The organism is Amycolatopsis sp. cmx-11-32 (genome assembly GCF_047608695.1).
GTDB lineage: Bacteria > Actinomycetota > Actinomycetes > Mycobacteriales > Pseudonocardiaceae > Amycolatopsis.
Map to the genome: position 1 here is coordinate 1 of NZ_JADNQN010000004.1, position 11,336 is coordinate 11,336.

9 protein-coding genes are annotated in these 11,336 nt (G+C 65.3%); 4 read left to right on the plus strand and 5 right to left on the minus strand.

What is annotated here, in order from left to right; translation table 11 throughout:
• The first annotated feature begins 295 nt into the window (after nucleotides 1-295).
• The 4 genes from ACM6LR_RS12450 to ACM6LR_RS12465 all read left to right on the plus strand — a co-directional run bounded on the left by ACM6LR_RS12450 (nucleotide 296) and on the right by ACM6LR_RS12465 (nucleotide 5,067).
• Nucleotides 296-724, plus strand: a complete 429-nt coding sequence (locus ACM6LR_RS12450; RefSeq protein ID WP_414943806.1) for a hypothetical protein — start codon at nucleotides 296-298, stop codon at nucleotides 722-724.
• Complete coding sequence (locus ACM6LR_RS12455; protein ID WP_414943807.1) at nucleotides 721-2,712, plus strand: hypothetical protein; 1,992 nt, start codon at nucleotides 721-723, stop codon at nucleotides 2,710-2,712. The genes ACM6LR_RS12450 and ACM6LR_RS12455 overlap by 4 nt, the downstream gene beginning before the upstream one ends.
• 89 nt (nucleotides 2,713-2,801) lie before the next feature.
• Nucleotides 2,802-3,386 (plus strand): hypothetical protein, encoded by a 585-nt coding sequence (locus ACM6LR_RS12460; RefSeq protein WP_414943808.1) that lies wholly within the window; start codon nucleotides 2,802-2,804, stop codon nucleotides 3,384-3,386.
• Between the two features lie 1,549 nt (nucleotides 3,387-4,935).
• Nucleotides 4,936-5,067 (plus strand): hypothetical protein, encoded by a 132-nt coding sequence (locus ACM6LR_RS12465; RefSeq protein ID WP_414943809.1) that lies wholly within the window; start codon nucleotides 4,936-4,938, stop codon nucleotides 5,065-5,067.
• 78 nt (nucleotides 5,068-5,145) lie between these two features.
• On the opposite strand, the gene ACM6LR_RS12470 is transcribed toward ACM6LR_RS12465, so the two are convergent.
• The 5 genes from ACM6LR_RS12470 to ACM6LR_RS12490 all read right to left on the minus strand — a co-directional run bounded on the left by ACM6LR_RS12470 (nucleotide 5,146) and on the right by ACM6LR_RS12490 (nucleotide 11,305).
• The gene (locus ACM6LR_RS12470; RefSeq protein WP_414943810.1) at nucleotides 5,146-5,622 is read right to left on the minus strand and encodes a GNAT family N-acetyltransferase; all 477 of its coding nucleotides are present in this window, start codon (nucleotides 5,620-5,622) and stop codon (nucleotides 5,146-5,148) included.
• An 8-nt stretch (nucleotides 5,623-5,630) separates the two neighbouring features.
• Nucleotides 5,631-6,086, minus strand: a complete 456-nt coding sequence (locus ACM6LR_RS12475) for an orotidine 5'-phosphate decarboxylase / HUMPS family protein (protein WP_414943811.1) — start codon at nucleotides 6,084-6,086, stop codon at nucleotides 5,631-5,633.
• A 300-nt stretch (nucleotides 6,087-6,386) separates the two neighbouring features.
• Nucleotides 6,387-8,507, minus strand: a complete 2,121-nt coding sequence (locus ACM6LR_RS12480; RefSeq protein WP_414943812.1) for a hypothetical protein — start codon at nucleotides 8,505-8,507, stop codon at nucleotides 6,387-6,389.
• A 36-nt stretch (nucleotides 8,508-8,543) separates the two neighbouring features.
• A complete protein-coding gene (locus tag ACM6LR_RS12485; protein ID WP_414943813.1) occupies nucleotides 8,544-10,700 on the minus strand; it encodes an ATP-binding protein in 2,157 nt (718 codons plus the stop codon).
• Nucleotides 10,697-11,305, minus strand: coding sequence for a hypothetical protein (locus ACM6LR_RS12490; protein ID WP_414943814.1), 609 nt, complete (start codon nucleotides 11,303-11,305; stop codon nucleotides 10,697-10,699). Before ACM6LR_RS12490 ends, ACM6LR_RS12485 begins: the two co-directional genes overlap by 4 nt.
• Between the last annotated feature and the right edge of the window lie 31 nt (nucleotides 11,306-11,336).

The following is an 11,336-nucleotide window of genomic DNA, read 5'->3' on the forward strand; positions in this document are numbered from 1 at the left end:
TGCAGCCTTGCCGCACGACATCCCGGACTCTCTACCGGGGAGATATCTGGCCGTCTACGGGGAACCCGGTGGCCATCAGCGGGGCCTTATCTGGCCGCCTATGGGGAGTATTCACTGGCCACGGACATGTGGTCGTGGCCACCAAGATCTACTCCTATCAGGGCGGTCGCAGCGAGGATGACGAGTTCCTGGTGCGTCCTGCGGCTTGGTCTGTAGCGCACCGTCTCGACCAGGAGGCGCGGAGGCTGCCGCGTGGCATTCGTTCCTGCCCGACCACGCGGATGGCGGCGCACCAATGGTCTACTTCGAAGCCATCGCGGTGGGCGATGTCGTCCTCAACTCCCGTGTCTCCGAACTGGCCCAGAGGCTGCACAAGTCGTACAACGACGCCGTGGCCGTCGATATGGAGAGCTCCGGCTTCGCGCACGCGACTCATCTCGGCGACCAGGTCCGCGCCGTGGCGGTGCGTGGCATCAGCGACCTCGCGGACGGGGGCAAGGCCGCAGCGGATCGCAAAGGTGGACAGCTGCTCGCAGCTCGCAACGCGGCGGCATTCGCGATCGCGCTGATCACCGCCCTCGAGCCCGACGAGGACACTTCCGGAGGCGACGAGTCACCGCCATCCACGATCCCAGTCATCCGTAGCACGAACACAGCGCGGGACAACGCCCATGTCGGCCAGCAGATCGGCGTCAACCTCGGTTCTGTCCGGGGGTTCCGATGAGCGGGGACACAATCGTCGACGGCATCGAAAGCCAGAACATCGCGTCCGGCAACGCCCAGGTCGACCAGCAGATCGGTACGCAAGTCGTGGACAGCGTCTTCCACGACACGACGATCTACAACGTCACTGAGGGGGACACCGCCGAGCGCAGACACGAGGTCGCACCTGCCTATCTCACCGGCGATTTGCCGCGCCGTGCCGAAGAACTGTTCGCTGAGCTGGTCTTCAGCGGCCATCAGTCGACCGAGCGCATCTACTTCTACGTGCTCGCGGTACTCAGCGAACGTGGCTTCGGAGACCTCACCGCAGACCACGCCAGAAGGATCCGCGACGTGGGAAAACTCTGCGCCTCACTACCGGAAGATGAATGGTCACAAGCGCATCGAGTTATCCGGAGCCTCATCGAGCTCGTCCGATCGGACAGCGGTGATGGGTCCTTCACCGCCGTGACCGCATTTGGTGACCTTCCTGCCGAGCGGCAGGACGAGATCAGTCGACATCTGTCACTGTTGGTCACCGGCGTCCTGGATCAACAGCTCGATGCCGAGCGCAAACACGAGGTCAGTACCGAGCGCTTCTCTCGAAAACGTGACGAGCGGGCCCGGAAGTTCTTCGAACCCGATCCCACAAAGCCCGCCAGGTATCGGACCCGCACGTCCACTACGGACATCGATGACCGTCGGCCCGTGTTCATCGGAGGCACAGTCGCGGTACTGTCCGTCGCCGGCCTGTTCTTCGGCCCGATGAGCCTTCTCTTCTGGGGCGGGCTGGTCCTGCTGATCGCGGGCAGTGCCGTGACGACCCGCTACGGCATCGAGCACACCGGGCACGTATTGCACCTCGCCTCCCGGCGTGACGCGGCGCGGCCTGCGGACGCGCCGACCGAGCCGAGCCAGGTCGACAAGCTCATCGAGAGGTGTTTCCGCGAAGCGTGCCCGCTGGACGCCCAGGACTGGCCTGAATACGCAGCCGGATGCCGCTGGTATTTGCGGCGGAGGTTCAACGACTGGCTCAGGTACGACCAGGACTACAGCCAGACCGTCAAACGGCTGAAATGGCTTTTCGACTGGCACGCGCGACGAGCTGCCCAGCAGTGGCCGGGCCTTGACTCTCAGCTTCAACCAGAACCCGCTGCCCGAGGGGGTGCTCGTAACCGGCAGGTGGCAGGCGCCCTAGTGACCGTGGCGGGGTTGGCTCTGCTGGGTTTCGCTCATCGCTGGCAGATCGTGCCGATCGCGGCGGGTAGTTGGTTTGCGTTGCCCGCGGTGATCGAGTTTTTCGCTGCCCGCAGGGCGACTCGGTTCCTTTTGGCTGACGCGGACGCGCTGTTCGAGCAAGAGATGGCCGAGTACAAGCGATGGCGGGATGAGCTCTCCGATCGCCCGAACGACAGTGAAATAGCCCGCTGGCTGGCCCTGGACAAGGCTTACATCAAGGCGGAGGCGTTGCGCAGAGGCGATATTGCCGAACGGGACCTCATCTCGCACATCGTCCTCAACGAGCGAGCCCCCTACACCCGGCGTGGAGTAGTGCCGCATGGCCCGCCCCGGTACGAGGCGTACCAGGTCATGGTCATCTTGCTGACCCGGCATGGGGTCCGGGCTTCGCGTGTACATCTGGACCTCATCACCGGAGAGATCAAAAACGAGGCCTGGAATGTTTTCGGCTACGACCGCATCGCGTCCGCATCGCTCACGGTCCAGGAGAAGACGGTCAAGCGCCCCGAAGAGCCTGACCGCAAGGTGCGCAATCGGGATTTCCGGCTTCGCCTGCTGGACGGTATGGAGATCCTCGCGGTCAGCGATCATGTCGACGTCGAAAACGACACCGAAGCCGACGATGAGGCAGAGCTAAACCAACTCGCCGCGGCGACCTCCGGGATGGACGTGGCTCTCCCCATGCTGGAAGCCGTGGCTCATAAGGGGCGTGACTGGATCGAGTTCGAGAACGACCGTCGGGCCATGTGGTCGCGGAACTGGTCGGAGTGATGGGGGCGCCCTGGCCAGGCCCTCCGGGCATATGCGCCTAGAAGACCCTGGGATGCCTTGGACCGACACCGAAGAGGTGACGACAAGCTATGAGCGGAACTCAACTCGATAACTCCATGCGGGACGACTCGTCCAGAGCTGTCCTGCTTGCGGAGTATGAAGCCCTCAAAGCGGAACAGACATCACGGATCGTGTTGCGGGACCGATTGATGTACGCGGCACCAGCCGCGCTGGCGGCGACGCTGGCCTTGGTGATCCAACCGACCGGGCGCCCGTACCTACTGCTGTTGCTGCCATTGGTATGCGTGGTTCTGGGCTGGACCTACTTCGTCAACGACCAGAAGATCTCAGCGATCGGCACGTACCTGGGGCGGCACCTGGCGCCCTCGCTTGCGGCGTCCATCCATCGTGCGGATCAAGTGCTCACCTGGGAGTCTGTCCACCGCTGCGATCCGCTGAGACGACTCGACAAGTCCATGCAGCTGGCAGTGGACCTGCTGATATTCGCGGTCCCCGCCCTGTTGTCGGTCGTGCTCTACTGGACGGCCGACGGCGTGCGCGCGGACCTGCTAGTCGTATCGATCACGGAGGCGCTGGTCACTGTGGGGTTTGCAGGCCGTGTCATCGCCGCCGCCGATCTGTTGGCAAGAGGGCGGGGTCCTCTACGACCATGATCTGCGTGACTGTCCAACTTGAGTTCTTCCGGATCTGGTCGAACTTCCCGCATGCCGAAGTCGTCCAGGATCAGCGCTGCCGGCCGCGCCAGCTCACCTAACCGCCGACCCGACACAGTCAGCGTGGCCGCCGGCGACGTCAGCCAGGAGGGCGGGCTGGTCTTTCTCGAAACGGACGTTAGCGGCCTGTCGGATTGCTAACCGGTCGGCACCGGTTACTGCCTGAATTTAGGCACCGGACCAGCCCCGCTCGCGCGGGGAAAACCCGAGTCACGTCAAGCAGATGATGCAGGCCGCGGGGCCAGGCTCACTCGCGCGGGGACAACCCAGCTTCGTGGGAGCTGACTCCCTCACTTCACGGACCAGCCCCCTCGCGCGGGGACGACACACCGAACCGGGTCGCGCTGCGACTGGCCTTGGGACCAGCCCCGCTCGCGCGGGGAGAACGCCAGGACACAGCGACCGCCGTTCTCCTCATGGGGACCAGCTCCGCTCGTGCGGGGGGAGCTGCTGGAGGTAGTCGTGGACGCATGCCTGTAGCGGACCAGCCCCGCTTGCGCGGGGAGAAACCGACGTGCGGGCGAGCAAACTCAGGGGAAGGGAGGACCAGCCCCGCTTGCGCAGGGAGAAAATCATTCATATCGAGCAACTCGGCTCCAGTGCCGGACCAGCCCCGCTCGCGCGGGGAGAGCGCCGGCATCGGCGGCAACGTCGTCCTGTGGGCAGGACCAGCCCCGCTCGCTCGGGGAGAACTTGCGATCGAGGGCGGCTCCGTCGAGTCACGCCGGACCAGCTCCGCTCGCGCGGGGAGAACGTGCCCACCGCTCGCGGTGGCTACCTGCTCGACGGACCAGCCCCGCTCGCGCGGGGACGACGCGATGAAGGTTCGCAAGACCGGCGGCGTGTACGGGCCAGCCCCGCTCGCGCGGGGAGAACGCCGAACCGGTGTCACGGACCTCGATGCCGTAGGGACCAGCCCCGCTCGCGCAGGGAGAACGTGGTTGATCTACGCGCGAGCGGAACCACACCGGGACCAGCCCCGTTCGCGCGGGGAGAAAAGTAGCGCCGTGCCGGACGGGGTGGCGTTGGACGGACCAGCCCCGCTCGCGCGGGGAGAACAGCTAGGCGGTGGCCTTGCTGATCGTGTTCTTGGGACCAGCCCACTTTGCGCGGGGAGAACCCGCCGGCTTGCTGGGCGTAGATGTCGGCGATGGGACCAGCCCCGCTCGCGCGGGAGAACGTGTAGTCGCCTTCCCACACCTCGACAGTGAACGGACCAGCCCCGCTCGCGCGGGGAGAACACTTCTTGACGTGCGAATTTACGCCGCGGGTGATGGGTCTTGCCGCCGAGATCGTCGGCCAGTCGCGACCATAGTCTCACCGCCGACAACCTCTGGCGCGTGACCCTTACCGTAGCCATGTGCGAACATATGTTCTACTTCGTCGGTTCCGTGGCGGGTCGCGGCGTGAGGTTGAGGAGGTGGGCGGACTGAGTTGGCTGCTGCGGGAGCGTGCTACTGGGCGTGAGTGGCGCGTCGAGACAAGTGAGATGGCATGGGAAGCTGGCGGCTATGACCCGGGACGTTTCGAGGTCCACGTCCTTAGCGAGCGGGTCGTCGGCGCACCGGACGGTTATCCGAGCCCGACGCTTTCGACGGGTGCCGCCGAACAACGCGGCTGACAGCGGACTGCGGGTCGAGCTCGTCGACAGGTCGGCCTGTATCGGCGCTTGGGCGGCGCCAATGTCGCAGTAGTGCGGCTACGTTAAGTGCTGCTCGTAGACCGCGCGGTCCTTGCCAGGGCCTTTGAAATCGGAGGTGACCCAGATGTCGTTGACCTTGTAGTCGCTGGGTTGGTTGATGAATCCCATGGCTGGCCACGCGGCGTGTGCGGCGTCGTTTTCCGGCTCGGACGTGAGGTAGAGGCGCTTGGCGCCCCATGAGACGGCTTGGTCACGGACGGCGGCGATGAGGGACTTCGACACGCCCCGCTGTCGGTATGAGGGATGTGTCATGACGTCCTGGATGTAGACGTCGTCCGGGTTGTCTTGGCTGCGGAATGCCATGACGGCTCCGGCGAGCGCGTCGTCGATGGTGGCGACGGGGCAGGTTGAGGAGAACAGGGTGGCGTAGAGCCAGTAGTCCGAGTAGGTGCGTGGCCGAATGTAGGGTGCGCCGAGTTCCATCAGGTCGATCACCTGAGGAATGAGTTCCTGGCGAAGCGGCGAGATCTTCATGTGGCTCCTCAGTCGTTCGAGTGGACGAGTTCGGCAATGCGCTGAGCAGCGGTTGCGGGGTCTACGGCGTCGGCGACACTGCGGCCGACGATGAGGATGTCCCAGTCAGGGCTGGTGATGATCGCGTGGTCAGCCGGGCTGAAACCTCCGGATACCGCCACGGGAAGCTGGGTCCACGACCGTATCCTGCGGGCCGTGGTCAGGGAGGTCGTGCTGGCGATGCCGGTGTCGACGTTGGTGGTGATCGTGAAGCCATCGACCCCGGCGCGTTCCATGGCGCTGACCCACTGCTGTGATAACGACGTTGTCGGCGCGTCGAGCATGATGGGTATGCCGAGGCGGCGTCCGGCCTCGACCGCCGCCGAGACGCTGGCCGTGCTGGCTGGGCCGATGAGTAATACGACGTCGGCGCCGGCCTCGGCCGCGAGGACAACTTGGTCACGACCCCAGTCGGCCGACATCATCTCCGCGATCAGGGGGAGTCTCCGGTATGAGCATCTTGATCTGCTCGATCGCACGCTGGCCGACTTGCTTGACGAAAGGGTCCACCGCGCGATCGCATGAGGAGCCTGCCATGGTGCTGGTTCACCGTCTGCTACGTCAAGGACCACCTGCGTTGAGCTCCGTCGATCCCTGGCCGGAGTGAGTTTCGGAACTCCCTGTGGACTGAACACCTCGATCGTGCACCAAAACTGCACGACCCGCGCCGCCTGCTCATGATCCGTATCGGCCCGGGAATGGGCCTCGTCTCCGAACCGCGCGACCTACTTCATGTCCGACGGTTTGGTGCGGCTCCCGGGGACACCCACAGTGACGATGTGCCTTGGGATCGAATCGCCGGGCACGTCGAACACCGTGTGGTCGATGAGCGCGCTCAGGTGCGGCGGTGCCCCGGTGAGGTCGAATGCCTTGTGGCGCAGTGATACCAGGAATCCGATTCGGATGTCGGTGGTCTGGTATGTGACTGCCTGCTTGAGGTATGCCTGCTTGTCGCTCAAGGGTTGTTTCATCGAGTCGAACTTCATTTCGATACAGATGCTGAATCCGCTGAACTTGAGTCGAAGGTCGATCCGGCCGCCGCCGACGTGCTGGTTCTCGTATTCGGTGATCGCGCTGTGGCTACTGGCTTTCAAGAAGTCAAGGAGATCCTTGTGGATATGGTCTTCGACGGCCTTCGGGTCGAACAAGTAGGGGTACAGGTCCGATTGGGCATTGGTCCGTGAGCTGACGAACTGGATGATCAGCCGGAGGATGTCGTCGACGGCGAGCTTCGGCTCGCCCTGGTAATCGGGGCTGGCTTCCAGGTGGGTTTGGATTGTGCGGTATACCCCCTCTTCGATCAGGTTGAGGCTGTGCCGTCCGATGGTGGCGTCGCTGATCGCTTTGGCCAGTTCGGCGAGGGTCTCGGGAGATAGTTTCTCGGCGAGTTCGGCTGCCGCTGCGGATCCTGATGCGACGAGTTCGCTGAGTGGCTGCGGCAGCGACGCGGGCGCCGTGCCGCTACCGTCTTTTCCCGGCCCTGCACCGGCCAATGCTTGTGTCTTTGCCGCTTGAAGTACTGCCTGTGCGGCGGCGAGCTTCTCGGTGACCTCGCGTTCGCGGTCACCCGCCGCGGTCGCGACTTCCTGCGCCAAGGCGTGGGTGTGATCTTCAAGGTTGCTCAGCAGGCCGGCGGTCCTGGCGAATCCCGATTCGATGACCGGTTGGACGAGTCTGAGCAGGCCGTCGATGTCCTCTTCGTGGGAGACCACAGCGGTGGAGCGTGAGCCCAGGTAGATCTGGAGCAGGTCGTCGACGACGACTTCGGCCTTGTAGAAGCTACTCCGTTTGAACTCCTCCCGAAGCCTACCCAGGTCGTCTGCGAGTCGAGTCCATGCCAGCAGCGCCGCTCTTTTCGGATCTCCGTACCAGTGGTTCAGGCCCATGGACGTCACGTTGATGCGGCGGACCCGCTCGGCCAGGTCGGCCAACGCGCCTGGTTCGAGCTGAGATATCGACAGGGCCTCCACATCCGGCCTTGGCGAGGACTCGTCGAGGAGTGCGCACAGCACTTCGACCACGGTCAGGAGGACACTGGCGTCTTCGCGTTCATAGGTGTCCCACGCGACCTGCAAGTACCTCGCGGAGTCCTCCAGTTTGCGGAGCATGTGAGGGAGGTCTGCGGCGCGAAGCGCGCTGACCAGTTCGATCCCCGCCAGCACCCATGCGGCGTCGGAGGCGACGTCTTCGGGGTCGGCAGCTGGACGTGGCGCCCCCGTTGAGGGGTCGATTCCCGCGACGAGGCGTACGACACTGGTGAGGCTCGCGGCGTGTGGCCAATGGTCGACGGCGACACCGACGGCGCGGACCACCGCGATGCCGAGTGGCTTGGGCAGTGGTGCGTCGAAGCGCTCCAGAAGTGCCAGCAAGGCGTACGGCGATCCGATCCCGCACAGCGCCAGGCGGGTGCGGGCTTCCAGCGCGCTCGCCGCTCGCAGTGCGGCACGACTGTCCGGCTCCGGTGAATCTAGGAATTCCTGGACAGTTCTTTCCAGTGCCTTGGCCAGCGCCGCGCCGACCTCGTTCAGCACGGGACCACTGTTGAGCAGAGTGTCCAGACCGTCGATGAGGATGGCCGGGCTTCGGCTGGAGGTGACCGCAGCGGACACACGGAGCATGGCTTCCGGGTAGCGGTCGGTTCGGCCACCGGAGTTGGCGGCCTCCTGCGTGACCAGGTGGACCAGCGGCGGAAGCACCGGGCTGTCGGCGAGTTCAGCGGCGTCCTGAGCAAGCCGTTCCCAGCCGCCGAGTGTGTCGAAAGTACCTTCGGCCGGCTGGCCTCCCGAGCCGGCCGCGAGGAGCGCCGTGAAGTCTCCTTCCAATTCGACGGCCGCACCGCTGCTCATGGCGTTCCTCCTCGTTGCACTTTGTCGTGCAGCTTCTCACCACACGTAGGAATTGCCCTCCGCGACAACCCGGTTGGCCTCTGGAAGAAGCTCGACGAGTGGCGTGGCGCTGCGGGTCGCGACGAAGATCTGCATCTCGGCCTCACTCGCGACGTCCTGCAGTGCCTTGACCATGGTGGCGAGATCCTCTTCCGGCATTTCCTCGGCCGAGGGGGAATCGAGGACCAGAAATCCGGGGTGACGACCGATCCCCTCGACGTAACCGTGCTGAATCAGCGCGATGGCGGTCGCGATCTTGACCCGCAGCTTCTCCCCTGCAGTCAGCCCGGAGTACTTCTGCTTGACCCCGTTCTCACGGAGCGCCATGGAGGCAGAGCCGTTGAGCGCGAAACCGCTGAGGTTGTCGGCGCCGAAGCTCTGCGTGAGGCGTTCGATGTCGGCGGAGATCTTGACCAGCATCGGGTCCTGGTCTTTCTTCACCCACTTCTTCAGCACCTGCTCGGCCGTGTCGACGACGGCGAGCCGCACCGGGTCGACCGGGTCGACCGTCTTGGGATCGCTTGACCGGGTCAGGGCCCCCAGTGCGCCTTCGGCACGAGCCAAGTCCAGTTCGAGCACACGGCGAGCACTCGCGGCGGAAAGCAGTCCGCTCCCCGCTTCGACACGCGCCGCGGCCTCGTCCCGTTCCGTCGTCAGTGCCGCGATCTCGGCGGTCAGCTCCGCCACCGCGGCTTCGGCGGCGGTCACCGCGATCTGTGCCGCTTCGACCTCGTCCAGAGACTCTTCTTCGGCATCGGAGTCCCCGCCATCGCCGCTGGACGTCCTTGCGACCAAACCGGCGACGAGCTCGTCCGGGACGGACGCGGCCACGATGACATCGGCTTGGAGGGCTTCGAGGTTCAGCTCGCCGGTGCACACCGAACACTCGTGTTTGTCCGGTTCCGCGGCCTGTCGCTCCGGAGTGACCTGTGCAGCACAACGAGGGCACACCGAAGGACGCATGTGATGGAAGAATCTTGCAGCGAGCGCGTCCTCGTAGCCGGTGTGCGCACGAGCTTTCAGTGTCTTGAGCTGCTGACGTGCCGTTCCGGCGAGCGAAGTCTGCGCGATCAGTTTCGCCTCGAGTTTGTGCGTCTCGCGTGCGAGGTCTGAGGCGCGGGTCGCGGCGTTGAGCATCACTCGCACGTCCGGCGTTCCGGGGGGCAGATTCCTGATCTTCGCCTGGAGTTCCTGGACGTGCTTTTCTGCCGCGCGCCGGCTGACCTCCACCGCCTCACCCGCGGCATCAGCCTTGTCCTTCGCGGCGGCTTGCGCCTTGTCCAGGCCGCGTCGCGCTGTCATCGCGGCGGCCTGCACCGGTGCCCAGTCCGTACCGATGAACATCTGCATCATCCGCAGGCCGATGGTCTGCTCGTTGCCGACGATCGGATCGAGCTGGTTTGCGCGGACCACGAACGAACTGGAGTACGCGGGCCACGCGTGCACCCGCGCCGCCGTGTCCGTCCAGACGGGGATGTTCTCCAACCGCAACCGAGTCATCATCAGCGAACCCATGACGCCCTCGAAATCCGCGCCGTCGAACTGGCCGAGGACGGTGGACCTGGTGTCGGAGCCGACATCCGTGAAGCTGACGACTTGCCCGGTGGCCACCCCGTTCACCGCGTCGAAGTCCACCCGGAGTCGCTCGGCACCCACCTGCCAGTCGACCTCGACGTGCTCGATCCAGCTGCGGACGTCGTTCTGGAATTGCGGGCACCGGCCGGTGAGCGACCACATGAGAACGTTCAAGAGAGTCGATTTGCCACGCAGGTTCCGCCCGGAGCCGATCCCGTTGACGCCGGGCTGCGGCGACCACACGAAGTGAAAGGGAACTCGAGCCTTCGGCCCTGTGTGTTCGTCGACCTCCGGCGTAGCGCCGTCACCGGTCGAGCCGGTCGGTCGAATCCATTCGGGGAGGTCGGCCGGGTCCACCAGCGGGTGCCCTCGGGCATCAGGGTGATCCGGTTTGAGCCACTTCGTCCCCCTGAAGTGCATCCGGGTCGCGCGCAGTGGCACGGGGACCGCTTTGGTACCGCCCAGCGGGACGCCCAACCCGCTGAGGATCTCGTCGACCTCGTCCACCGTGAGGACGATCGCATCGCCCGTCCGCCGCTTGGCCAGGATGCCGGCGACTTCCTTGCCCAGAGCGCTCACGCTTGAATACCCTCCTGACCGCCGTCTTCGGCAGCCGATCCCGTGACGGCAGTGCTCAACCCGTCGAGTCGTTCACGTACCCGCGGCGCGATCGGCGCGATGTCCACCCCTAGCTCGGTTCCCGCGTAGGTGGCCTGCCGGTACTGCCGGTCCTTCAGCGCCTGCCCGCCGTCATCCCCGGCGACCAGCGCGACCAGCTTCACCTGCTCGGTGTACCACCCCAGCGTCGGATCCGTCGCGAGCTCGGCGACCGCGGTGGCCCCGGCTTGTGTCAGGAAGAACTGGTTGCGCTTGCTCTTCTTGCCCGGCTGCCCGGTTCGCCGCAGCGTGGCAAGACCGTACGTCTCCAGCAGGGAGAACGCGTCATCGAGCTGCTCGTACGCGCCGAAGAACCACCGCGGCATCGGGTACCAGCGCAGGTCAGGTTCCGGGTCGTCCAAGAGCGACTGCGCCGTGATCAGGAGGCCAGGGTCGGCCGCACCCGCTTCCACCATCGACACCAGCTCGTCGGCGAGGTAGTCCGGGTTCCGCAGCCAGAAGTCCATCGCTTGGAGCCGCAGCTCGCTCCGGACGGATTTGACGGTTCCCGGGGGATCTCCGTCCACGGTCGACGTACCGCACCCGTCCAAGAGCGCC

Excerpts from the sequence above, each read along its gene's own strand:
- ACM6LR_RS12450 (WP_414943806.1), top strand. The coding sequence starts at position 296 with ATGGTCTACTTCGAAGCCATCGCGGTGGGCGATGTCGTCCTCAACTCC.
- ACM6LR_RS12480 (WP_414943812.1), bottom strand. The coding sequence starts at position 8,507 with ATGAGCAGCGGTGCGGCCGTCGAATTGGAAGGAGACTTCACGGCGCTC.
- ACM6LR_RS12460 (WP_414943808.1), top strand. The coding sequence starts at position 2,802 with ATGAGCGGAACTCAACTCGATAACTCCATGCGGGACGACTCGTCCAGA.
- ACM6LR_RS12455 (WP_414943807.1), top strand. The coding sequence starts at position 721 with ATGAGCGGGGACACAATCGTCGACGGCATCGAAAGCCAGAACATCGCG.
- ACM6LR_RS12475 (WP_414943811.1), bottom strand. The coding sequence starts at position 6,086 with ATGATGTCGGCCGACTGGGGTCGTGACCAAGTTGTCCTCGCGGCCGAG.
- ACM6LR_RS12470 (WP_414943810.1), bottom strand. The coding sequence starts at position 5,622 with ATGAAGATCTCGCCGCTTCGCCAGGAACTCATTCCTCAGGTGATCGAC.
- ACM6LR_RS12465 (WP_414943809.1), top strand. The coding sequence starts at position 4,936 with ATGGCATGGGAAGCTGGCGGCTATGACCCGGGACGTTTCGAGGTCCAC.